Raw genomic sequence first — 24,876 nt, forward strand, 5'->3', positions numbered from 1 at the left:
CCAGAATTCATCTTCTGGTTTTTTTATTTTTTTTATTCCCTTCTTTTGGAGGGGTGGCCGAAGGTCGGGGTGGTTCACAAAAGTTATAAATTACTTAAAATTTGAGATTTTAAAACCAAGAGTACAACTTTTTCGTAATTTTATAGAAACAAAGAAATCATGAAGAAGAACGTATTTATTATTTTATTAGCTTTTAGTTTTGTTTCTTGCAACAGTCAAACTAAGGATGCAAAAATTAAAAAAGCAGTTATTGATAAAATTGACAAAGAAATCACTAAAAAATCAGAAACTAAAAATGACACTATGGATTTTAAAATCGTAAAAACAGATGCGGAATGGAAAGCGCAACTTACACCAGAAGAATATACTGTTTTAAGAGAAAAAGGAACGGAAAGACCTTACACTGGTGAATACGACAAGCATTTTGAAAAAGGAATGTATGTATGTGCCGCTTGTGAAAATCCATTATTTACTTCAGATACCAAATTCGATTCGCATTGTGGTTGGCCATCTTTTGATGAAGCGATAAAAGGCTCAACGGTTTATCATAAAGACACTTCTTTTGGTATGATTCGTACTGAAGTCATGTGTGCGAAATGTGGCGGACATTTAGGTCATGTTTTTGATGATGGTCCGAAAGAAACAACCGGTCAACGTTATTGTACGAATTCAGTTTCTATTAAGTTTTTACCAGCAAAATAGTTTATAAATTCAATTACTTGAAATGAATTATTTCGTCAGTTCGAGTGTTTTTTATGTATTGAAGCGAAATAAAAAATGTATCGAGAACCTTTTTTAAACTAAATTTTCTAATTCTAATATATAATTTTATCTTCGCAACTGCGTTATTATATAATAACTGAAAAAATGCTAAGAAAACTATTACCACTACTTTTTGTTTTTGTTTCGCCTATTTATGCGCAAGTAGGAGGGCAATCGGTATATCAGTTTTTAAATTTAGTGCAATCACCTAGGCAAGCAGCTATGGGTGGAAAAACGGTTACAATTGTCGATTATGATGTCAATCAGGCGTTTTTTAATCCGGCAACCATCAATGCAAAAATGCATAATCAGTTATCAAGTAGTTATAGTAATTATTTCGGTGAAGTAACTTATGGAACTGCAGCTTATGCCTATACTTGGGACCGACATATACAAACATTTCACGTAGGAGCCAATTATGTGAACTACGGAAATTTTGACGGTTATGATGAATTCGGTAATCAAGAAGCAAGTTTTACTGGTTCGGAAGGTGCTTTGTCTTTTGGATACTCCTATAATATTCCATGGACCAATTTTTATGCTGGAGCCAATGCAAAATTTATTACTTCTGCTTTAGAGTCGTATAGCTCTTTTGGAGTGGCAACTGATATTGGTTTTTTATATATTGATGATAAAAACGATATCAATTATGGTGTATCATTCCGAAATATTGGTTATCAAATTAAACCCTACGAAACGACTAGAGAAAAATTACCTTTTGAAATTACAGCTGGTATTTCTCAATTAGTTGAAAATGTTCCTATACGTTGGCATTTAACTTTCGAGAATTTGCAACAATGGAAAGTAGCTTTCGCGAATCCAAACCGAGCACAAGGAAGTTTAGATGGTACAAGCGAAGAAGAAAAAGTCACTTTTTTTAATAATGCTTTACGTCACGTAATAATAGGAGCAGAGTTGTTTCCAGAAAAAGCGTTTAACATTCGATTAGGGTATAATTTCCGTCGTGGGCAAGAATTAAATATTATTGATCAAAGAAATTTCTCAGGAATTTCAGCAGGTTTCAGTTTACGATTTAATAAAGTCCGATTCGATTTTTCACATTCTCGTTACACAATTGCGGCGAATTCTAGTATTTTTGGTTTAATGATTAACTTAGATTAAGAAGTAAAAAGAGCCAAGTAAAAAGAGCCAAGTAAAAAGAGCCAAGTAAAAAGAGCCAAGTAAAAAGAGCCAAGTAAAAAGTAAAAAGTGAAAAGTAAAACAAAAAAATAACTTAACGACTTAGTGTCTTCGTGGCAAATAATACATATCATGAAAAAAATTACCATTGCAATAGACGGATTTTCGTCAACAGGAAAAAGTACATTAGCCAAGCAAATTGCTAAACAATTAGGTTATATTTATGTTGATACTGGTGCGATGTATCGTGCGGTTACGTATTTTGCGATGCGAAATAATTTTGTTTCTGAAACTCATTTAGATGCTGATGGATTAATTAAAAATTTATCAAACATTTCGTTACAATTTCATTTTAATGAAGAAGTTGGTTTTGCAGAAATGTATTTAAATGAAGAAAATATTGAAATTGCCATTCGTACTATTGAAGTTTCACGTTTAGTAAGTAAAATTGCAGAAATATCTGAAGTTCGTGCTAAATTAGTAGAGCAGCAACAAAAAATGGGACAAAACAAAGCCATCGTTATGGATGGTCGAGATATTGGAACGGTTGTTTTTCCTGATGCCGATTTAAAACTATTTATGACGGCAAGCCCAGAAACAAAAGCGCAACGCCGTTATGATGAATTAATTGAAAAAGGCCAACAAGTCACTTTTGAAGAAGTACTACAAAATGTTCAAGAACGCGATTATATTGACACACACAGAGAAGATTCTCCATTAGTAAAAGCTGAAGACGCTATTGAAATTGACAATTCTCACTTATCCAAAAAAGAACAATTTGAATTGGTGATGGAGTTGGTGAATGAAGAGCTGGGAGCTGGGAGTTAGGAGTGTTTTTAATGTGAGTTTTGAGTAAAGACTTTGTCAAGCTGAACTTGTTTCAGCTTCTTTTTTAATTCTAATTTTCATTATGTCAGTTTTAGTTTTAACATTTACTTGTTGGTTTTTTGTTTTTATCCCTGGATTGATTCATGTGAAACTTATTAGATATTTGAGAATATCAAAATATTATAATAGATCTGTTATTTTTGCCATAGTTTTAATAGTTATTTCCATTTTGATGTGGAAAGATTTTGAAATCCAAAAATTCAAACATATGAGATTTATTGGATTTGTACCACTTGTGTTTTTGTTATTATTTAAAAGTTTAAATAATATTTGGAATTTATATTTAAAAAGAGATTTGTATTTTTATCAAAAATACAGCAAAGATTTTGAGTCAATAAATTCAACTTGGAAAGAATTTTTTATACAGTTTTTTATTGTTTTTTTTCCTTTAGTTATATGTGTCTTTATTGGAGAATTGACAAAACAATATTTTTAATTAATAATTCTTCCATCTTCCAACTTCCAACTTCCATCTTCCATCTTCCATCTTCCATCTTCCATCTTCAAACTTCCATCTTCCAACTTCCAACTTCCAACTTCCATCTTCCATCTTCCAACTTCCAACTTCCAACTTCCAACTTCCAACACTTTTTCCCGCAAAACATTTGTATTTACCAAAAAAGTAGTATCTTTGCACACCTTTTGGCGGAGTAGAGTTTTCAATTGGTAATCAAATATTTAAGTAAAAACACTGTTGTTGTTTTAATCTGCATGAAATAAACTCGAACAAACACAACATACAAAATAATAAAAGCATGTCTAATATTAATCAAGAACAAGAGTCGTTTTTAGCAGAATTCAACTGGCATAACTATGCTGAAGGAATTGATCCTATTGACGCAGACAATCTTCAAGAATTTGAAGATTTAGTAACAAAAACTTTCATTTCAACTTCTGATGAAGAAGTAGTAGAAGGAGTAGTTGTAAGAATCACTGACAGAGATGTTATTGTTGATATCAACGCTAAATCTGAAGGAGTTATTTCTTTAAATGAATTCCGTTACAATCCATCTTTAAAAGTGGGTGACAAAGTAGAAGTATTAATTGATATCCGTGAGGATAAAACAGGTCAATTAGTATTATCTCACAAAAAAGCAAGAACAATCAAAGCATGGGATAGAGTTATTTCTGCTAACGAAACTGGAGAAATTGTTAACGGTTTTGTTAAATGTAGAACTAAAGGTGGAATGATTGTTGACGTATTTGGTATTGAAGCTTTCTTACCAGGTTCTCAAATTGATGTGAAACCAATCCGTGATTACGATCAATACGTAAACAAAACTATGGAATTTAAAGTTGTGAAAATTAATCACGAATTTAAAAACGTAGTAGTTTCTCATAAAGCGCTTATCGAAGCTGATATCGAAGTTCAGAAAAAAGAAATCATCGGTCAATTAGAAAAAGGACAAGTATTAGAAGGTGTTGTTAAAAACATTACTTCTTACGGAGTGTTCATTGACTTAGGTGGTGTAGATGGATTAATCCATATTACAGACTTATCTTGGTCTCGTATCAATCACCCAAGTGAAGTTTTAGAATTAGACCAAAAATTAAATGTTGTAATCTTAGATTTCGATGACGAGAAAACAAGAATTCAATTAGGTTTAAAACAATTAAACGCTCACCCATGGGATGCATTATCTGCTGAATTAAACGTAGGAGATAAAGTAAAAGGTAAAGTAGTTGTTTTAGCTGATTATGGTGCTTTCATTGAAGTAGCTGAAGGAGTTGAAGGATTAATTCACGTTTCTGAAATGTCTTGGTCTACGCATTTACGTTCTGCTCAAGATTTCGTTAAAGTTGGTGATACTGTAGATGCAGTTATCTTAACTTTAGATAGAGATGATAGAAAAATGTCATTAGGTATCAAACAATTAACTACTGATCCTTGGAATGGAATTACTGAGAAATATCCAGTTGGTTCTCGTCATACAGGTATCGTTAGAAACTTTACTAACTTCGGAATTTTCGTAGAATTAGAAGAAGGAATTGACGGTTTAGTTTACATTTCTGATTTATCTTGGACTAAAAAAATCAAACATCCATCAGAATTTGTTAACGTTGGTGACAAATTAGATGTTGTAGTTTTAGAATTAGATGTTGAAGCTCGTAAATTATCTTTAGGTCATAAACAAACTTTAGACAATCCTTGGGACAAACATGAAGCTGCTTATGCAGTAGGTACAGTTCACACTGGTACTGTTTCTGAAATTGTTGACAAAGGTGCTACTGTAGAATTTTCTGAAGACGTTCAAGGATTCGTTCCAACTCGTCATTTAGAAAAAGAAGATGGTAAAAAATTGAAAAAAGGAGATGCTATTGAATTTAAAGTTATTGAATTTAACAAAGAATTCAAAAGAATCGTTGCTTCACATACTGCTACTTTCAGAGAAGAAGAAGAGAAAAACTTCAAATCGGCTTCTAACGAATCTAGTAACAATACTGTAGCTTCATCTTCTAACAATGCTGAAAAATCTACTTTAGGTGATCTTGATGCATTAATGGAATTAAAAGCAAGAATGGAAAAAGGAGGAAACTAATTTTTTTTTCATTAATATAGAATGTCACACTGAGCTTGTCGAAGTGTTAAATCCCAATCAGAAATGATTGGGATTTTTTTTGTTTAAATTTATTAATCAAAAAATAATAGTAAAAAATTACAAATTTGACGCAACCTTTTTGATATCTTAGCATCTTACAATAAACTAATACTATGAAAAACTATTACCTACTTTTATTCTTATTATTTGGACTTTTTGGAAAAGCTCAAATTATTAATTTTCCAGATGCTAATTTTAAAGCGAAGTTGTTGGCAGCAAGCCCGAGTAATACAATTGCACTTGATGTTCTTGGAAATTATGTAAAAATAGACACTAACAATAATAGTGAAATTGAAGAAAATGAAGTAACATCAATAAAAGCTCTAAATGTTCAGATTTCTGGTATATCAAATTTAGGAGGTCTTACTTATTTTATAAATCTCGAAGATTTAGTTTGTAGTAACAATCCATTAATTTCATTAGATTTTAGTGATGTAAACAATTTCTCAAATCTAAAAAATATTGACTGTAGTGGTTGTGGGCTTACATCATTAAATGTTGAAAATAGAACTTTATTAAATCGTTTAATAACTCATTATAATCCTTCATTAACTTCTTTGACTTTTGTTTCAAATTATAACTTACAATTTTTAATTTGTAGTCTTAACCAACTGACTTCTTTAGATTTAACTCAAACGAATGTCAAGCATTTAAATTGTTCACACAACAATATTAGTAATATTGTTTTTAATCCTAATATTACTTGTCAGTCAATAAATCTTAGTGATAATAATTTAAGTTCATTAAATTTAAATTTTTAATTTCCTGAAGATGTTTATTCTATTGATATTTCACACAATCCCATATCGAATTTCGATTTTTCTCCATATATAAATCTTAATCATATAGGAATTGGAAACGATCAAATGACTAATGTTAGTTTAAATCTTCCTATAAATTTGACTAGTTTGTCTTTAAATGGAATTAATATATCAAATTTAGATTTTTCAAATACACCATTTACTATTCAAAATTTGTATTTGAATAGTATGTTAAGTTTATCAAATGTAAACTTAAAAGATGGATTTAATTTTGAATTAAATGGGTTAAATGTTTTAAGTATAGATAATTGCCCTAATTTAAATTACTTTTGTTTAGATGAGGGTGAAATGGATTTTTTTACACAAAGAATAATAGAATTAAATTTGCAAAATCAAATTCAGTTTAATTCTTATTGTTCATTTACGCCAGGTGGAACTTTTTATTCCATTCAAGGACAACAAAAATTTGATAATGAAAATGATAATTGTGATGTAACTGATAATTTTATTCCAAATTTTAAATATTCTATTACAGATGGAACTACAACTGGAACTATAATTTTTAACAATATTGGTACATATTCAATTCCAGTACAAGCTGGTTTACATACTGTAGTACCTATTTTTGAAAACCCAAGTTATTTTACAGTTTCTCCACCAAATGTTATGGTAGACTTCCCAACCCAAACTAGTCCTTTTTTTCAAGATTTTTGTGTTGCACCAAATGGAATTCATCATGATGTTGAAGTTTCAATACTTCCAACAAATGTTGCAAGACCAGGTTTTGATGCCAACTATAAAATTATTTACAAAAACAAAGGTAATCAAACGGAGAATGGTGTAATAAATTTACAATTTAATGATGCTGTTTTAGATTTAGTTTCAACAAATCCAGCTTTTACATCACAAACGATAAATAATTTGACGTTTAATTATAGTAATTTATTGCCTTTTGAAACTAGAGAAATTAATGTGGTTTTCAATGTGAATTCGCCAATGGAAACTCCAGCTGTGAATAGTGGTGATATTTTAAATTATACGGTTACAAATACAATTGCTAATATTGATGAAATGCTTTCTGATAATACGTTTGTTTTAAACCAAACTGTTGTAAACTCTTATGATCCAAATGATAAAACGTGTTTAGAAGGAAATACAATTTCTCCAGATAGAGTAGGAGGTTTTGTACATTACATGATTCGTTTTGAAAACACTGGAACTTTCCCTGCTGAAAACATTGTAGTAAAAGACATGATTGATATTATTAAATTTGATGTTTCAAGTTTAGTTCCATTAGATGCGAGTCATAATTATGTTACAAAAATTACTGATAACAAAGTAGAATTCATTTTCGAAAACATCAATTTACCATTTGATGATGCAAATAATGACGGATATATTGCTTTTAAAATAAAAACAGTTCCAACTTTAGTTCTTGGAAATACATTCAGTAATTCAGCAAATATTTATTTCGATTATAACTTTCCAATTGTTACGAATACGGCAACAACAACTATTGCAGCATTAAGTAATCCAAGTTTTGAATTTGCATCTTATTTTAGTTTGTATCCAAATCCAACAACTAATGAATTGAATATTAACTTAAAATCAGCTATTGAAATTAACTCTATTCAGATTTATAACACAATTGGACAATTAGTTATTACTCAAACTGGAAATGCTTTAAAAGTGGATGTTTCGAATTTAAAAACAGGAAATTACTTCATTAAAATAAATACGAATGAAGGTTACAGCACTAGTCAATTTATAAAGGAATAAACGTTATTATTATATATATTAAATCCCGATCAGAAATGATTGGGATTTTTTTTGACTATTTTAAAACCAAACGAAATGTTTTCTCGTAAATGACTATATAACTTTAAAATCATAAACATGAAAACGAACAAAATTTTATCAGCAGTAGCCTTCACATTTGTATTATTAACAAGCGGAAACGCTTTAGCACAAAAAGAAAAAACAGTAATGGTTGGCGGTGCAGCCATGTATCCTTCAAAAAATATTGTTGAAAATGCAGTGAATTCAAAAGATCACACCACTTTAGTAGCAGCAGTAAAAGCAGCAGATTTAGTAGAAACATTAATGTCAGCAGGTCCATTCACCGTTTTTGCCCCAACAAATGCAGCGTTTGAAAAATTACCAGCAGGAACTGTTGAAACATTAGTAAAACCTGAAAACAAAAAAGTATTGCAAACTATTTTAACGTATCACGTTGTTGCAGGTAAACTAAATGCAAAAGATATAGTTGCAGCGATTAAAAAAGGAAACGGAAAAGCAGTTTTAACTACTGTAAGCGGTGGGAAATTAACAGCTTGGATGCAAGGAAGTGATGTATATATTACTGACGAAAATGGTGGTTCTGCAAAAGTAACAATTGCTGATGTGAACCAATCTAACGGAGTTATTCATGTAATTGACACCGTTGTTACTTCTAAAATGTAATGCCCACATAGTTTTTTTTAGTTGGAAATCCCATTTTAGTTCATTCTAAAGTGGGATTTTTTTTGGTATTTATGGGAGGTTTAAAATTTCAATCCCTAATTTTACAAATAAATAAATTTAGTATGTTTAAAGATATAGAGTTCAAAAAAGCACTTCAAGAATTACCAGAAAAAGAGAAAGACAAACTTATTCTAAGATTGTTGAGAAGAGATATGGATTTAGCAGAAAAATTATTTTTTGAATTGGTCGATACGGATACGATTGAAGACAAACGCCGAATTATGGAAACTACTATTTCTAAATACATCAAACGTTTTTCTGAAAACTATCATTCTTTGGATTACATAGCTGTGGAACTGCGAAGTATCAGTGGAAAAATTTCGCATCATGTAAAAATTACAAAAGATAAATTTGGAGAAATTAGTCTGAATTTACAAATGCTAAATGAAACAATTGAGCAAAATGCGTTTTCATTATCGCATTCAAAACCCCAAAAATCAACTAAGTTTTATAATTATGTAATTGTACGAGCTTTTAAAATTTTACTTTTAATACACGCACTTCACGAAGATTTTCTTTTAGATTTTAAAGAAGATTTGGAAAGGCTAGGAGCAAACATATCTAAAAATGCCATGCTTTTGAAAACGGCAAATTATAATAGTTTAGATGTGAATTGGATGATAGATGCAGAAATTCCTGAGAACATTGTTCAAATACATAAAGAAATAAAAGCCGCAGGTTTTTTGAAGTAATTTTACTGAACTTGTCAATCTGAACTTGTTTCAGATTCTCATTATCCTAGATTCTGAAACAAGTTCAGAATGACAAAAATCTGTTTGACATTAAATAAAAATCCTTTTAGTTTGCTTGAAATAGAAGCAAACTAAAAGGATTTTAAAATTTATATATATCTTTTATCTTAAGACAGCTTCAAATTGCGCTTCAAAATTACTTTGCAATTTGCTCATGATTTTATCAATTTGAACATCTGTCAATGTTTTTGAAGTATCTTGAATAATAAAACTTAACGCATAAGATTTTTTTCCTTCAGGTAAATTTTTTCCTTCGTATACATCAAATAAATTAATGTCTTTTAATAACGCTTTTTCTGTTTGTTTCGCAACTAAATAAAGTTGTTCGAAAGTCACGTTATCATTCACTAAAAGCGCTAAATCTCTTCTCACTTCAGGGAATTTAGGAATATCAACTAATTTAATTTTGTTGGAAACGTATTTCTGAATCGCATCCCAATTTAAGTCAGCAAAAAATACATCTTGTTTCACGTCAAAATGTTTTAATACTGTTTTTTTAATCGTACCGAATTCGGCTATAATTTCGTTACCTATAGCAAAACCAATACCTTCTGCAAAAACATCATGTGTTACAGGAACCGTTTTTACTTTGGCATCAATGTTTAATTTTGATAAGATAGCAGTAATATATCCTTTAAATAAAAAGAAATCACTTGGTTTTTGAGCCACATTCCAGTTTTCAGAAGATGCATTTCCAGTCATGGTGATGGTTAAATGTTTTCTTTCTGTATATTTTCCTTCAATTGAATGATAGGTTTTTCCGAATTCGAATAATTTTAAATCCGAATTTCTTCTGTTTACATTATACGAAACCGCTTCCAAAGCAGAAAACAACATGGATTGACGCATTACAGATAAATCGCTACTTAACGGATTTAACATCGTAACTGTTTCTTCTGAACTTACTTGCTCAGAAAAAGCTACATAATTTGAAGTCGTTAATGAATTCGCCATCATTTCATTAAAACCTAAAGAACACAATTGATTCGCAATTATGTTTTGTACTTTAAATTCTTCTGTTCTTGATGAATTAGAAACTGAAGCATTAATTTTACTTGGAATTTTAATGTTGTTATATCCGTAAACTCTTAAAATTTCTTCAATAACATCTACTTCTCTTTGAACATCCACTCTGTATGAAGGAATATTTAATCCTAAACCAGCATCAGAAATACTATTAATTTTGATATCTAAAGACGCTAAAATGTTTTTAATCGTTTCTTTTTTAAGTTCTTCACCAATTACTTTATTAACTTTTTCAAAGTTTAAAACTACTTTGAAATCTTCAATTTTCTTTGGATAAATATCAATCACATCAGAAGTGATTTCACCACCAGCCACTTCTTGAATCAATAAAGCCGCACGTTTTAAGGCGTAAGCTGTGATTTCAGGATCAATTCCTCTTTCAAAACGGAAAGAAGCATCAGTTGATAGTGTATGACGTTTAGCTGTTTTTCTAATAGAAACCGGATTGAAATACGCACTTTCTAAGAAAATATTTGTTGTAGAATCCGTTACACCAGAATTGGCACCACCAAAAACACCTGCAATACACATTGGACCGTTTTCGTCACAAATCATTAAATCTTCTTCGTGTAAAGTTCTTTCGATATTATCTAAAGTGGTGAATTTTGTACCAGCAGCAACTGTTTTTATAAAAACTTTATTTCCTTTAATTTTATTTGCATCAAAAGCGTGTAAAGGTTGTCCTAATTCGTGTAAAACGTAATTTGTAACGTCAACAATATTATTTTTAGGTGTTAATCCAATTGCTTTTAATCTATTTTGTAACCAACTTGGAGATGATTTTACTGTAATTCCAGAAATAGTTACTCCTGCATAACGAGGTGCTAATTTTGCGTCCTCAACAACGACATCATATTTTAATGTTCTTTTGTCGACTTTGAATTTACTTACAGATGGCGTAATGAATTCAGTTGTCACATTAGATTGTAATAAACCTGCTTTTAAGTCACGCGCTACACCCATATGACTCATAGCATCTGCACGATTTGGCGTTAAACCAATTTCGAAAACTTCATCAACTTCAATGTTGAAAACTTTACTTGCTGGCGTTCCTGGAACTAAATCGTCAGATAAAACCATAATTCCGTCATGACTTTCACCTAAACCGATTTCGTCTTCAGCGCAAATCATACCATGACTTTCTTGTCCTCTGATTTTTCCTTTTTTGATTTCGAAAGCATTTCCGTCTTTGTCAAATAATTTTGTTCCGATAGTTGCGACAGGTACTTTTTGTCCAGCAGCTACATTACTTGCACCACAAACAATTTGAACGGGAGCATTTCCATCACCTAAATCAACAGTAGTAATTTTTAATTTATCTGCATCAGGATGTTTTTCACATGTTAAAACGTGACCTACAACAATACCTTTCAGTCCGCCAGTCACACTTTCAAACGCTTCAACCACTTCAACTTCCAGACCTAAATCGGTAAGTAAAGCTGCTGTTTCATCTGATTTCCAGTCTATTTTAATAAATTGTTTTAACCAATTGTAAGAAATACGCATTTTTTCAAATTTTAATAAGACTGCAAAGATAAGTAATTGATTAGAATTTGAAAGAAATATTGTATACTAGATATTAATATTTTGTTAAAATATTTTTAATAAAAATTGATATTTAAACTTTTAGTTTTTGTAATTTTGTATTTCGTTTTTATAAAATTTAGAATGGAAAAAGGTCATCACGGTTTGCATAAACTTTCTGCAGCCGGTTTACTAGTTACGCTAGGTATTATTTATGGAGATATTGGAACTTCTCCTTTGTATGTTCTTAATGCAATTATTGGAAAAAATCCTATTGATTCAGATGTAATTAAAGGAGCTATTTCATGTATTTTTTGGACATTAACACTTCAAACTACAATTAAATACGTAATTCTTACCTTAAGGGCCGATAATAATGGTGAAGGAGGAATCTTTTCTCTATATGCTCTTATTAGGAAAACTAAAATTAAATGGCTTTTATTTCCTGCAATTATTGGTGGTTGTACCCTTTTAGCTGATGGAATTATTACTCCGCCAATTTCAGTTTCCTCAGCAATTGAAGGAGTAAAAACAATGTATCCAAGCTTTGAAGAAAAGTATATCATGTACATTGTAATTATCATTTTAACTTTTTTATTCGCTATTCAGCAGTTTGGAACAAAATTTATTGGGAAGTTTTTCGGACCAGTAATGTTTGTTTGGTTTGCGATGTTAGGTGGATTGGGAATAGCACAATTATTTTCGAATTTAGATATTCTTACGGCTTTAAATCCTTATTATGCTTATAAATTGCTTACTATTCATGGTGGATATTTGTACTTAGGTGCTGTATTTTTATGTACAACAGGAGCAGAGGCATTGTATTCTGACTTAGGACATTGTGGAAGACAAAATATTAGAATCAGTTGGATTTTTGTAAAAGCAACTTTGATTTTAAATTATTTAGGTCAAGGTGCTTGGTTGATTCAACATGATGGACAAACTTTAACGGAAGCAGGAATTACCAATCCATTTTATGGTGTAATGCCAGATTGGTTTTTACCTTTCGGAATTGCCATAGCAACTTTAGCAGCAATTGTTGCTTCTCAAGCCTTAATTAGTGGTTCGTTTACCTTAATCAATGAGGCGATTCGATTAAATTTTTGGCCAAAAGTTAAGATTAAATATCCAACCGAATTAAAAGGTCAATTGTATATTCCTTCATTAAACTGGTTACTTTGGGCAGGTTGTATTTTCATTGTAATATACTTCCAAAAAGCAGCAGCAATGGAAGCGGCATACGGTTTAGCAATTGTGTTAACCATGTTAATGACAACTACTTTGTTGAACTTTTACATGATTTTAAAACGATATAATAAGTATTTTATCTTTACGATTATTTCTACTTATGTTATTATTGAAATGGCCTTTTTATATGCTTGTTTGCATAAATTTGGAGAAGGTGGTTACATTACTTTGATTATTGCATTTGTACTATTTGCCGTAATGACTTGTTGGTATTTCGCTAGAAAAATTAGAAATAGATTCGTTGAATTTGTTAAATTAGATAAATACTTACCTGTTTTAGAAGATTTAAGTAGAGATGAATCGATTGCAAAATATGCGACTAACTTAGTGTATTTAACTAGTGCAGATAATAGATACGAAATAGAATCGAAAATTATTTATTCGATTATTAACAATAGTCCGAAGCGTGCTGATATTTATTGGTTCGCACACGTACATGTTGTGGATGAGCCTTATACAATGGAATACAGAGTTTGTGAATTTATTCATGATGATGTTATTCGTGTAGATTTTAGATTAGGTTTTAGAGTTGCTCCAAAATTCAATAAAATGTTTGCACAAGTTGTAAAAGACATGCAAAAAAGAGGTGAAGTTGATTTAATAAGTCGATATACTTCTTTAAATAAACATAAAGTAATTAGCGACTTCAGATTTGTATTGATTGAAAAATTTATGTCATATGATAACGCGTTACCATTCTACGAAAAATTAATTTTAGATGGTTATAACTTATTGAAAAAAATGGGCTTATCTGAAGAAAAAGCCTTTGGATTGGATCCTGGTTCAGTAACAATTGAAAAGTTTCCATTAAAAATTTCGGAAACGAAAGCATTAAAATTGACCAGAATAGATTAAAAATATAAATGAAAAGCCAGAATGTAAGTTCTGGCTTTTTTTATGAAATTTAGTCTTTATTTTTTGTTAATTGCTATTGTTGAGTTTTTTACAAAGGTTAGTGTTTAATATTTCACTAATTAAAATAGTAATTATTTCAAGAAATTGATTAATTTTATAAAAAAGAAATCATGGAAAATTCTGTACTAATAATTGGTGTTGTTGTTTTTTTAGTATTTTTTTTAATACTATATTTTGTAAAGCAAAATAAAAAAGATAAAAAGGAATTGGAAAAAAAATTAAACAATGATTACAAAAAAATCGATTATTCTGATCAAGATTAGATTTGTAATATAAATGAAAAAGCCAGAATTTACGTTCTGACTTTTTTATATTTTTGTTTTATATCACTTTCTTAATCACTCTCAATTTATGAGTATGTCGTCCGGTATCTACGTTGTAAATTCCTAAGTGGTCAATTCGGTCAATTCTCACTTTTCCTGAAGCGTGAATGATGTAATTGTTTTCCATCATAATTCCAACATGGATGATGTTTCCTTCATCGTTATCAAAAAAGGCTAAATCTCCGGGTTCACTTTCTTCAATAAAACTTAACGCTTCACCTTGTTTGGCTTGTTGCGAAGCATCTCTTAAAAGTTTATAGCCGTTTAATTTATACACCATTTGAGTAAATCCAGAACAGTCAATTCCAAAAGGTGTTTTTCCGCCCCATAAATAGGGTGCGTTTAAATATAAAAAGGCTGTTTTAAGAAGATTGTCTTTTGGTTTTACACCACATTCTTTTTTACCTTCAAATTGAAAATTCGAGGTATTAACTTCGTTAATGTCTAAGAAATTCAACGAACTTCCTAGCGGAATAGGCATGAGTTGATTTGTTTCGTAAGAAATGAAATCAATTAATTCACCATTTAAAACGATTTCTGAATTCTCTAATAAGTTGTATTGATTTTCAGTTATTTCTTGAAATTGTTTGTTGTCAATCCAACCTTCGTAAGTATCGAAAGTGGTACTGATTTTTGTCCATTTAGGTGAAGTTTCTATGATTTTAAAAGAATCTCCAAATAACAATTGAGAAACCATTTCACTTCTGTCACTGGCTTCACTTCTTATTGGTACAATTCCTAAATTACAAATTCCAAACATTTTTTGAATTATAAATTTTGAATTATAAATTATGAGTTAAAAATATAAATTAATAACTCATAATTTTAAATTCATAATTAATTACGCTCTTTCAATAACAATTGCAGAAGCACCACCACCACCATTACAGATAGCTGCAGCACCAATTTTTGCATTGTTTTGTGCTAAAACATTAATTAAAGTTACAATAATTCTGGCTCCAGAACAACCAAGTGGATGCCCTAAAGAAACCGCTCCACCATTAACGTTTACTTTATCGTTATCTAAACCTAAGATTTTTGCATTGGCTAAACCAACTACTGAAAACGCTTCGTTAAATTCGAAGAAGTCCACATCAGCAACTGATAAACCAGCTTTGTCTAATGCTTTTGGTAAGGCTTTCGCTGGTGCAGTTGTAAACCATTTTGGTTCTTGAGCTGCATCTGCGTAAGATTTGATATATGCTAAAGGTTTTAAACCTAATTCATTTGCTTTTTCTTCGCTCATTAATACTAATGCTGCAGCACCATCATTAATTGTTGAAGCGTTTGCCGCTGTTACAGTACCTTCTTTTGTAAAAACTGCTGCAAGAGTAGGGATACGGTCTAATTTTACATTGGTGTACTCTTCGTCCTTAGAAACGATAATTGGATCACCTTTTCTTTGTGGTACTTCAACAGGAACAATTTCTGCATCAAATTTACCAGCGTCCCAAGCTGCTGCTGAACGAGTATAAGATTGAATTGCGAAATTATCTTGCTCTTCACGAGAGATATTATATTCAGTAGCGCATAAATCGGCAGAAACTCCCATAGCGTTACCATCGTAAGCATCTGTAAGTCCGTCTTTTTGCATTCCGTCTACGAAAGTAGTTGGGCCGAATTTCACACCATTTCTTAAATGTGCGTAATGCGGAATTAAACTCATGTTTTCCATTCCACCAGCAACCACAATTTCTGCGTCACCAGCCATAATAGCTTGCGCACCTTGCATTACTGCTTTCATTCCTGAAGCACATACTTTATTGATAGTAGTACAAACTACATCATTTGATAAACCTGCAAACAAAGCTGCTTGACGAGCTGGAGCTTGACCGTTTCCAGCCTGAACTACATTCCCCATTAACACTTCGTCAACTAAAGAAGGGTTTAAATTTATTTTATTTAAAGCGCCTTTAATAGCTGCTGCTCCTAATTTAGTTGCTGGTACACTTGATAATGCGCCCATAAAACTACCAATTGGAGTTCTAACAGCTGATACGATAACTACTTTTTTGCTCATTGTGATTTGTTTTATTTTTTGCGAAAGTAACTAAATTTATCAAATTTTAAAGGATTTTTTGCTTTTTTAACTAGGTGAATATTGAATTTAAAACGTCACTTCGAGTGTTTTTAGTGGATGTTGTTTGATTCATTAAGAATATATAGAGAACTGTTTTTAATAAAATATTTCATATTCTCGATATTATTTTCTGTCAAAAATCACTCAAATTATTCAAAATAAACCTAAAATTAAGGAATTGTAAAATTTATTAATTCATCTATAATATTGATATTTAGTAAGTTTGTTTTTTATTTAAAAATATTACATTTTTTTTCTTGTGAATTACAAATTTTGTTCTACATTTGCAATCGCAAAAAAGGATAAGTTCTTTGCAGAATTAATAGGAGAGGTGCCAGAGTGGTAATGGAGCAGTTTGCTAAACTGTCGACGGGTAACTGTCGCCTGGGTTCGAGTCCCTGTCTCTCCGCAATTATCCTCGGGGTGTAGCGTAGCCCGGTTATCGCGCCTGCTTTGGGAGCAGGAGGCCGCAGGTTCGAATCCTGCCACCCCGACAACATTTGGTTGTCAAATGAATAATTTTTAAGGTTGCGTAGCTCAGCTGGATAGAGCAACTCACTTCTAATGAGTAGGTCCCAGGTTCGAATCCTGGCGCGATCACAAAGAGTCCCGATAGTTTTATCGGGACTTTTTTGTTTTTAATACGTTTGAAGCTGGGAGATGGAAGCTGGAAGTAAGGAGTTTTCTTTCCGCAGTAGCGAAATATTTATACGCAGTAAGGAGTTTTCTTCCCGCAGTAACTAGATATCTAACCGCTTAAAGGAGTTTTCTTTCCGCAGTAGCGAGATATATAACCTCAGTAGCGAGATTTCTTTCCGTAGTAGGGAGTTTCCTTTTCGAAGGAGTAAGATGTGTAAATGCAGTAAGGAGTTTTCTTTTTTGACTTGGAACTTAATAAACACGAAAAGTCAGCTAATATTCCATTGCTGGGTTAAGAGTTAGTATATTTTAATTACTATTCTTTTTAAAAACTTCTTTCACACCACCTTTTGTCAAAATTATAGAATTGTAACTACCTGATTTGTCCTTAATAAATTCAACGGTTCTGTCGTTATTGTCTGCTCTGAAAAATTTTGTTTTGGATTCAGGAATTAGTTCCATTTCTATACTATTGTAGTAAAGTTTACCGTCAATTTTTACAATTTCAATTTTACCATACTTACCTACATATTTATCATAAATTGTAGTATCTATTTTAGTTTGATGATGTTTATATGGAAGTTCCACTTCTTTTTGCAGTGCAATTGCTGAAAGGCCATAACCTATAATGTGTGAAAATGATTCGTTATTAGAAAGTACAGTTACAAAAATTTTGTCATCTGTAAATCGGTTAAAAGAAGTCATTGTACCAAAAAAACCTCCATCATGAGCAATTAGTTGATGTCCGTGATTATAAAATGGATTAATAATAAATCCATATCCCCAGTTTTGATCGCTATGGGAAGTGAACATTAGTTTCTTCATTTCTGCTGACAGAATAGTTGTTCCGTATAGCGCATTGTCCCATAAAGCCAAATCTTCAACGGTAGAATAAACACCATCATGACCAATGTTAAATCCCCAATTAATATAAGGATTGTGGGCAAATCCTTTATCAGTTTTATAATAAATTTTTGCTTTTTTGGAAATTATCGAATCATTATTACTAACACCAGTGTTTTTCATTCCTACTTTTTCAAATATATTTTTTCTTAAAAAAACAGCATATTTTTCACCTGAGACTTTTTCTATAATCTTGCCCAGTAAGTAATATCCTATATTGCTATATGCCGTGCTCGTTCCTGGTGAAAATTCATATGGTATTTTTTTAATCTCAGAATAAGCAGAATCATTGCTAATGGTGCTTATTGCCAATTCTTTGAAGCCTAAGCCAAGTCCTGAAGAATGAGATAATAACATGTGAATGGTAACCCTATCGGCCTTTGGGTAATCTGGAAAAAAATTACTCAGTTTATCATTAAGTGACAATTTTCCTTCTTCAACTAATTGAAGAATTGCTGTAGCGGTAAATTGTTTTGTTACGGAAGCCAACTGAAATTTAGTATCTATTGTGTTTTTAATATCCCATTCGTAATCTGCTAAACCATATGCTTTTTTTAATAAAACAGATCCGTTTTTTGTGATAAGAACTGTTCCACTAAAATTATTTACTTCAACCTGTGCTTGCATATATTTTGCAAGATGAGTTGATATGTTTTTTTGTCCAAAAATTACTGCTGGGATAAGTATAAATATTAAAATTTGTGCGGACTTAAATATTTGATATATTTTTTTCATTTTATTTTTTACAATTTGAGATTATTTTATGTAAAGTTTTCTCTAGAAAATTTATTTCTTCCAATGATAAACCATCAAGCGCAGTTTCTCTATTTATTTTGATAACAGGTTCTATTAATTCCAGGGTTTTTTTGCCTTTTTCGGTTATTTCGAGATTAAATTTTCTTCTATCTTTTTTATGAATAGTTCTGATTAAATACTCTTTTTTAACCATTAATTCTATCATTCTCGTGATGGATGCACTGTCTTTAAATATAAGATTTGCCAATACGTTTTGAGAAATATTTGAATCCTTGTTAAGTATTATCAAAACTAAACATTGATCTATTGTAATATCTTTTACAATTTTAGAAATATTTTTCTGTGATACTTTTCTATATTCTTTAATTGCTTGCTCTATGGAATAAAGCACTGTTCCTGTTGGATTACTGTTTAGCATACTATTTTGTTTGATGCAAATATAATTGATATGTTAATTAAAAATTCAAAAAAACTTTATTTTTTTAATATTTTTTTTTTTGAGTGGAATAGAGTGTAGTTGCAGGATTTATAAACGCAGTAAGGAGTTTTCTTCTTGCCTAAGAATTTTTTCTTTCTTCTCTATATTTACTTAAAATAATAGCTCTTTGTAATCTAGGTCTGTTGTAGCGTTGTAATAAAACGGGATAAAGATTCAGTAGAATATTTAATATAATTAATGATACAGATTCCTTTATTCCGAAAGTAATCGCCACATAAATAGTGAAGGCTAAAACAATGAAAAAGATGATGATATGCCCTAATTCTGACTGTTTGGTGCGGTATTCTAAATGAACTAACGCTTGTAAATTCTTTTCAACCGGATTGGCTTTTTTATTTAGTTTTTCCCAACCAATTATAACCAATAATTTTCTAAACCAATTGATACCAAAAGCTTCGTATATTTTTCCTTTCTTTTCCCAAGTTTTTTCTAAATAATACTCAGATTTAAATTCTGATTTTAGGGTTTCTGTAAAAAAGAAAACACACATCATTAATACAAAATTCAATATCCAAGCAAATAGAAATCCAAGCATTCCAACTTTGTAAACGAGTCCGTAAACTAAGAAAATGGTGATAATTACAGTAAGAGAAAGTAGTATGTATTTGCGCATTTTTTGATGTATTAATAATTGTATTAATTTTGAATGGAACAATTTACTTTCAAATTTTCTATAAAAGTTGAGAGTAATAAATGAATGAAATTTAATTGATTTAGATCTTTAAATTTTTCTTGTTTCGCAAAGTGTAACATGTATTTTCCTTCAGGTGGACGATTTTCATCAAATAAACCTTTATCATTCGTAATTTCCAATAGAGTAGGATTGACAGATATTATTTTTTCCAATAATGCTTTATCCTTTAAAATTGTTATTGCTTTAAACTCATGATTACTTTTAATATAAAATTTATTATCAAAATCTTTATGTCCGATATTGATGTCATTGTTTTTAAAGATTTTTCCAATTTTTCTAAACAAATCATCTGGAGCTATGGATATTTCAAAATTGTTCAGATTTGAAAATGCTACTATTCCAATCATGTATTTTTTTTCATAAGATTTACCGCCAGTTGTAACATAATGAGTAAATTCTCCTATTTGAAATTTATAATTTGAGTAAGTATACTCAACAAATAAATCTCCACTTGTGGATTTTAATTTACCTTGTTTTTCATTTGCAAATTGTTGCCATATTGGAGTTTTATCTTTTCCACTAAAAAAAAGAATAATTTTATCTTGTAAATCCATATTGTGTTTAGGTTACAAATCCGTATTATCGAGTTATATTTCTAGTATCTTTTACCTTTCAATAAGTTTAACAATCTCTTGTAAGGTTAACCATTTTAGGTTTGATATTTTTTTCTCATTGCCTTCTTGTGTATGTTTTCCATTGAAGAAAATTACTGGCATTTGCTTTTGGTGTTTTGGGTAGCTTTCTTCATTTCCATCTCTTTCAATATTATGATTTAGGGAACAATATAATTTAACTTGTCCGTTTTCTTCCTTAGACATAATACTTGTTACATCCCATGGATAGCCCCAATAATAGTTGTTATTTTCAATTATGACTGGATTGTAATACATTACAATTTTATCCTTTCCTGTTTTCAGATTTTGATCAAGGATTACATAATCCGCACCGTCATCATATACATCAACTTCAAATATTTCAGGTTCTTTGTCTTCGTCAAGATTTATATATTGACGATATAACCGACCATAAATAGAAACTAATTTATTTTTTACAATTTTAAAGTTGGAGTCAATCCAATACTCATTTTGTAGACCTTGTTGATTAACAATACCTTTACATATAAAATCTTTGGTTCCGTCTCCGTCAAAGTCAATTTTTTCTACACTTTCAATCTTTAAATTTACTTTATTAGCTAATTCTTTTATGTCTTCGTTTTCTTCTTTAGTTGAATCAATATCTTTTTGTTTGTCTAAAATCGAATCAGTTACTTTAGGTGCTATTTCTTTTTTAGTACTATTTTCATTTTCTGATTTAGTATTACAAGAAATCATCACAATTAAAGCGAATAGGACGATTGATGTTCTATTTTTCATAGTATATTTTTAGATAAAATTGTTAATGATTATTTGAAATAGCTTCCCATTGACTTTTTGACATTTCAAATTTCACTTCTTTTTGTCCGTACATGCCGTTTTTTGTCCAGCCGGATTTGGTGTAAAATTTTTCTGCTCTTGTATTTGGTGAAGTGCCTAACCAAACGTTTTCTTTTCCAGTTGAAAAGTACCAATCTAGCATCATTTTATGAAGTTGGGTTCCGATTCCTTTGCCTTCAAATTCGGGATCTAAAAACAAGGCCCAAATGTTATCTTCTTTTAAGTCGGCAATAGCAAAACCCACAATTTGATTGTCAATTTCGCAAACCCAGCCTTTTCCGCGTTCAAACATAAATTCTTCACAATCTTTATCTGTAACCAAATCTGGATTTGATAACATATTTTCCTTTACAGAATTTCTAACAATTTGTATTTGTTTTATATCTTCAATTTTTGCTTCTCTGAATGTCATTTTGATTAGTATTTATGTTTACAAGGACTATAAATTAGAACTATATGAATTTATTTCTCCGAATTCTTTAAACAATTCAAACCAGTTTTTTTTAATTTCCCAAGTTGAATCACAATTTTTTAATATTGAATCGTTTTTTTGAAATAACTCAAAAAAAGTTTTATAATTTGTTATATCTTCTTTCCAAAATTTAACATCGCTACTCAAAACAGCACTTAATAAATCGCCTTCATAATAATCACCTTCGGCAAGTATGTTTTCATTTAATATTTCAATAGCAATTGGAATCAAATATTTTAAACCCATATTTTGACTTATCATAATTCTTAAATCTTCAATTGTAAAATCGATCAATTGTTTTTTACGTAACTTATTACAAGTTTTAATTAAATACGATTCTTCATCAACATTTGATAACGTCCAAATATTTTTTTCAAGATTTTCTATTGTATTAAGTTTTAATTTATTTTCCATGTTTGATGAATCCTCTTGTTAAGCAAGTAAATAGATTTTGAATTAGTTCTAAGTTTTAGTACTTAAATTCTAGATACTTTGAGCAGCGGAGTTTATAATTCTTCATTTAAATATTTTTGGATTTCGTTTTCGTTTTTTAAATCTATGACTGCAGGTAAATCCCAATCATTTAATATTAAATCCATTTCATTACCAATTATGAACAAAACGCTTTTTAATTTAGATTTAGTTTCAATGTCTTTGCAAAATCGAAAACCATTAATCCAAAAATCATGTACCACATTATCCTTAAAAGTAATTATTATGTCAGCACTTTTGTAAGAATATGCAAAAGTATTTTTACACTTTTGTTTTGTTGAAGCATATCCTTCATAAACTTCAATATTTTTTTTTAGATGTAGACTTAGAAGTAATTTGTCCAGTTTGTCAACAGAAAATTTCTTGTTAGCTATGGTAACTGGATTTTCGTTTCTAAGATAAATGTCTGTAAAGCCATTTGAATCAAAATTTTCTTCAGCAAAACTCTCAATTTTTTCATTCTCTTTTTTTAGATAAAATAGATTTTCTCTTGGAAGAAATTCAACTTGATTAAAAAAATCCTCATGAAAATAAACACCATTTTCATCAGCTATAGTTCCATAAAACTTTTTAAGCTTTTGTGCTAAAATGTTGAATATGTTCATCTTTTTTAAATGTTTTTTTCTTGTTACAAAAAAGCGCATAAACTTCTAAATCAAGATGAATATGCGCTATTTTATAATTTAAATATTCTTTTTACAATTCTTCTGCGAATGTATCGTGTTGTTTGAAATCGCCAGTTTGGAAACCTTTGGTAAACCATTTTTTACGTTGTGCTGACGTTCCGTGTGTGAATTTTTCTGGTTGTACGTGACCTTGCATTTTAGATTGAATGGCATCATCACCGACAGCGTGAGCAGCATCAATAGCTTCTTCTAAATCGCCCACTTCAATTCGGTCTTGGTTATATTTTGCCCATAAACCTGCATAAAAATCGGCTTGTAATTCTTGACAAACAGATAATTTATTGGCATCTTCTTCGCTTTTGTTTTGTTGTGCTTGACGCACTTTTGCCGACGTTCCTAAAACCGTTTGTACGTGATGACCTACTTCATGCGCAATTACATATGCAATAGCAAAATCGCCACCTTTTGCACCAAAACGTGTTTTTAATTCTTCAAAAAACTCTAAATCCATATACACTTTATTATCACCAGGACAATAAAATGGTCCAGAAGCAGAAGTTGCGCTACCGCAAGCAGTTTCTACACCGCCAGTGAACAATACCATTTCTGGTTTTGGATAGTTACCTAAACCTTCTTCTTGAAATATTTTTGTCCACGTGTCTTCAGTCATTGCAAAAACAGCATTGGCAAAATCTCCAATTTCTTTTTGTTCTGGTGTTAATTCTGTTGCACCTTGAACTTGAGTTTCTTGTTGAGCAGGTTGCATTTGTTGGATTACATTTCCAATTTGTTGCCCTTGTTCACCACCAAATGTTACTAATAAAAAAGCTATAATTCCGATGATTCCACCACCACCTAAAACAGCTTTTCCTGTTCCGCTCATGCCACGTCTGTCGTCAACGTTGTCACTTTTTCTATAATCTCTCCATTTCATATGTTAAGTATTTATTGTTTATAAAAAGTCTTCGACTACGCTCAGACTGACATTTTGTTAAATTAATTATTTTTATTCTTGACCAATTTCGTCAAAAGCATTTTTGTTTTCTATTGGAATTATTTCATTGTATAAGGTGTAATTCATCGTATAGAAATATCCTACAGTAAAAAATAATCCAATACAGAATGCAAAAACGCCTAAAAGCGCAATTATAAATGCAAAAATAACAGTTACAATTATTGTAAATGGATGTTTTACAGCAATTTTAGAACTGTTTGACATGGCATCAGTTGCATTTTGATTTTCGAAAATAATTAGAGGAACCATGAAAATAAATAGAAGCGAAATAAACGCTTGCATGATACTTGCAACAAGAGGTAAGTTTAAATAAATTAGTAGAAGACTAATAATATTTGAATAAAGCGTTGCTAAAACAGCACTTAATGCCAAAGGCTGAAAATAAGGACTCTTATAATAATCGAATAAATTATTGACACCAAATTCTTTATCCTGTTTGGCAAGGTGATTAATTTTATAAAAACCTGCCATAACTGGAGCTATAAGTGCAGCTAAAACAATTCCAATTGCAGCATTCATTAATAAATAGGTAAAATCTGATTGTAAAGTTTCACTTTTTTGAACAAAATCTTCTAATGATGAAATTCCCATATAGGTAAAAATGGCAAAAAAGGTGATTGGAACGGCTAATAAAAGCATTAAAATTATTCCAACTCCAGAAACCCAAATGGATTTTTTAAAAGTAGTAAAGCTTTGATCAATGACTTTACCGATGTCTGGCGAATTATTTTGTCTGAATTTGGTTTCGAAATTTGAGTTCATAATTTAAAAATATGTTAAAATCAAATTTAGTTTTTTAAAATTA

At 30.4% G+C, this 24,876-nt stretch carries 23 protein-coding genes and 3 tRNA genes; 12 read left to right on the top strand and 14 right to left on the bottom strand.

From position 1 onward, the window contains the following. Nucleotides 1-159: 159 nt before the first annotated feature. The 3 genes from msrB (at nt 160) to cmk (ending at nt 2,730) form a co-directional block, all read left to right on the top strand. Entirely contained in the window at nt 160-702 is a 543-nt protein-coding gene (msrB, locus tag G6N05_RS03055; protein WP_166125084.1) for a peptide-methionine (R)-S-oxide reductase MsrB, read from the top strand. 165 nt (nt 703-867) lie between these two features. Then, nucleotides 868-1,884 carry a type IX secretion system protein PorQ gene (porQ, locus tag G6N05_RS03060; RefSeq protein WP_166125085.1) on the top strand — a complete coding sequence of 339 codons (1,017 nt, stop codon included), beginning with the start codon at nt 868-870 and terminating at the stop codon, nt 1,882-1,884. A 150-nt stretch (nt 1,885-2,034) separates the two neighbouring features. Beyond that, the gene (gene cmk, locus G6N05_RS03065) at nt 2,035-2,730 is read left to right on the top strand and encodes a (d)CMP kinase (protein ID WP_166125086.1); all 696 of its coding nucleotides are present in this window, start codon (nt 2,035-2,037) and stop codon (nt 2,728-2,730) included. A gap of 496 nt (nt 2,731-3,226) precedes the next feature. On the opposite strand, the gene G6N05_RS03070 is transcribed toward cmk, so the two are convergent. Further along, entirely contained in the window at nt 3,227-3,427 is a 201-nt protein-coding gene (locus tag G6N05_RS03070) for a hypothetical protein (protein ID WP_166124463.1), read from the bottom strand. 118 nt (nt 3,428-3,545) lie between these two features. Between G6N05_RS03070 and rpsA the strand changes: the two genes are divergently transcribed. The 5 genes from rpsA to G6N05_RS03090 all read left to right on the top strand — a co-directional run bounded on the left by rpsA (nt 3,546) and on the right by G6N05_RS03090 (nt 9,366). Then, nucleotides 3,546-5,330 (top strand): 30S ribosomal protein S1, encoded by a 1,785-nt coding sequence (rpsA, locus tag G6N05_RS03075; RefSeq protein ID WP_166125087.1) that lies wholly within the window; start codon nt 3,546-3,548, stop codon nt 5,328-5,330. Nucleotides 5,331-5,503: 173 nt separating this feature from the next. After that, on the top strand, nt 5,504-6,151 hold the full coding sequence (locus G6N05_RS15580) for a leucine-rich repeat domain-containing protein (RefSeq protein WP_225875117.1): 648 nt from the start codon (nt 5,504-5,506) through the stop codon (nt 6,149-6,151). Nucleotides 6,152-6,256: 105 nt separating this feature from the next. After that, nucleotides 6,257-7,930, top strand: coding sequence for a T9SS type A sorting domain-containing protein (locus G6N05_RS03080; RefSeq protein ID WP_225875118.1), 1,674 nt, complete (start codon nt 6,257-6,259; stop codon nt 7,928-7,930). A 117-nt stretch (nt 7,931-8,047) separates the two neighbouring features. Continuing rightward, entirely contained in the window at nt 8,048-8,614 is a 567-nt protein-coding gene (locus tag G6N05_RS03085; protein WP_166125088.1) for a fasciclin domain-containing protein, read from the top strand. 122 nt (nt 8,615-8,736) lie between these two features. Continuing rightward, nucleotides 8,737-9,366 carry a hypothetical protein gene (locus G6N05_RS03090; RefSeq protein WP_166125089.1) on the top strand — a complete coding sequence of 210 codons (630 nt, stop codon included), beginning with the start codon at nt 8,737-8,739 and terminating at the stop codon, nt 9,364-9,366. Between the two features lie 162 nt (nt 9,367-9,528). On the opposite strand, the gene pheT is transcribed toward G6N05_RS03090, so the two are convergent. Beyond that, a complete protein-coding gene (gene pheT, locus G6N05_RS03095; protein WP_166125090.1) occupies nt 9,529-11,958 on the bottom strand; it encodes a phenylalanine--tRNA ligase subunit beta in 2,430 nt (809 codons plus the stop codon). A gap of 162 nt (nt 11,959-12,120) precedes the next feature. Between pheT and G6N05_RS03100 the strand changes: the two genes are divergently transcribed. Next, complete coding sequence (locus G6N05_RS03100; RefSeq protein WP_166125091.1) at nt 12,121-14,079, top strand: KUP/HAK/KT family potassium transporter; 1,959 nt, start codon at nt 12,121-12,123, stop codon at nt 14,077-14,079. A 381-nt stretch (nt 14,080-14,460) separates the two neighbouring features. Here G6N05_RS03100 and G6N05_RS03105 read toward each other — a convergent pair whose 3' ends face one another. Both G6N05_RS03105 and G6N05_RS03110 read right to left on the bottom strand, forming a co-directional pair. After that, the gene (locus G6N05_RS03105; RefSeq protein ID WP_166125092.1) at nt 14,461-15,222 is read right to left on the bottom strand and encodes a C40 family peptidase; all 762 of its coding nucleotides are present in this window, start codon (nt 15,220-15,222) and stop codon (nt 14,461-14,463) included. Nucleotides 15,223-15,303: 81 nt separating this feature from the next. After that, nucleotides 15,304-16,482, bottom strand: a complete 1,179-nt coding sequence (locus G6N05_RS03110) for an acetyl-CoA C-acyltransferase (RefSeq protein WP_166125093.1) — start codon at nt 16,480-16,482, stop codon at nt 15,304-15,306. Between the two features lie 385 nt (nt 16,483-16,867). Here G6N05_RS03110 and G6N05_RS03115 point away from each other — a divergent pair. From G6N05_RS03115 to G6N05_RS03125, 3 genes are all read left to right on the top strand, one after another. Next, nucleotides 16,868-16,951, top strand: a tRNA-Ser gene (locus G6N05_RS03115). Nucleotides 16,952-16,961: 10 nt separating this feature from the next. After that, a tRNA-Pro gene (locus G6N05_RS03120) sits at nt 16,962-17,036 on the top strand. A 32-nt stretch (nt 17,037-17,068) separates the two neighbouring features. Continuing rightward, nucleotides 17,069-17,142, top strand: a tRNA-Arg gene (locus tag G6N05_RS03125). A gap of 348 nt (nt 17,143-17,490) precedes the next feature. Here the strand turns inward: G6N05_RS03125 and G6N05_RS03130 are convergent. The 10 genes from G6N05_RS03130 to G6N05_RS03175 form a co-directional block, all read right to left on the bottom strand. Continuing rightward, entirely contained in the window at nt 17,491-18,711 is a 1,221-nt protein-coding gene (locus tag G6N05_RS03130) for a serine hydrolase domain-containing protein (RefSeq protein ID WP_225875119.1), read from the bottom strand. 109 nt (nt 18,712-18,820) lie between these two features. After that, the gene (locus G6N05_RS03135; RefSeq protein ID WP_166125095.1) at nt 18,821-19,258 is read right to left on the bottom strand and encodes a MarR family winged helix-turn-helix transcriptional regulator; all 438 of its coding nucleotides are present in this window, start codon (nt 19,256-19,258) and stop codon (nt 18,821-18,823) included. 139 nt (nt 19,259-19,397) lie between these two features. Further along, nucleotides 19,398-19,952, bottom strand: a complete 555-nt coding sequence (locus G6N05_RS03140) for a glycosyl-4,4'-diaponeurosporenoate acyltransferase CrtO family protein (protein ID WP_166125096.1) — start codon at nt 19,950-19,952, stop codon at nt 19,398-19,400. A gap of 23 nt (nt 19,953-19,975) precedes the next feature. Continuing rightward, nucleotides 19,976-20,587 (bottom strand): hypothetical protein, encoded by a 612-nt coding sequence (locus tag G6N05_RS03145; RefSeq protein ID WP_166125097.1) that lies wholly within the window; start codon nt 20,585-20,587, stop codon nt 19,976-19,978. A gap of 51 nt (nt 20,588-20,638) precedes the next feature. Further along, nucleotides 20,639-21,406, bottom strand: coding sequence for a hypothetical protein (locus tag G6N05_RS03150; RefSeq protein ID WP_166125098.1), 768 nt, complete (start codon nt 21,404-21,406; stop codon nt 20,639-20,641). A 22-nt stretch (nt 21,407-21,428) separates the two neighbouring features. Next, complete coding sequence (locus G6N05_RS03155; RefSeq protein WP_166125099.1) at nt 21,429-21,878, bottom strand: GNAT family N-acetyltransferase; 450 nt, start codon at nt 21,876-21,878, stop codon at nt 21,429-21,431. Nucleotides 21,879-21,905: 27 nt separating this feature from the next. Beyond that, entirely contained in the window at nt 21,906-22,352 is a 447-nt protein-coding gene (locus G6N05_RS03160) for a contact-dependent growth inhibition system immunity protein (protein WP_166125100.1), read from the bottom strand. A gap of 92 nt (nt 22,353-22,444) precedes the next feature. Next, nucleotides 22,445-23,035: a hypothetical protein gene (locus G6N05_RS03165; protein WP_166125101.1), complete on the bottom strand. Its 591-nt coding sequence runs from the start codon at nt 23,033-23,035 to the stop codon at nt 22,445-22,447. 91 nt (nt 23,036-23,126) lie between these two features. Continuing rightward, complete coding sequence (gene ypfJ / locus G6N05_RS03170) at nt 23,127-23,990, bottom strand: KPN_02809 family neutral zinc metallopeptidase (protein WP_166125102.1); 864 nt, start codon at nt 23,988-23,990, stop codon at nt 23,127-23,129. Nucleotides 23,991-24,062: 72 nt separating this feature from the next. After that, nucleotides 24,063-24,833, bottom strand: coding sequence for a hypothetical protein (locus tag G6N05_RS03175; protein ID WP_166125103.1), 771 nt, complete (start codon nt 24,831-24,833; stop codon nt 24,063-24,065). Between the last annotated feature and the right edge of the window lie 43 nt (nt 24,834-24,876).

The organism is Flavobacterium bernardetii (assembly GCF_011305415.1).
Lineage (GTDB): Bacteria > Bacteroidota > Bacteroidia > Flavobacteriales > Flavobacteriaceae > Flavobacterium > Flavobacterium bernardetii.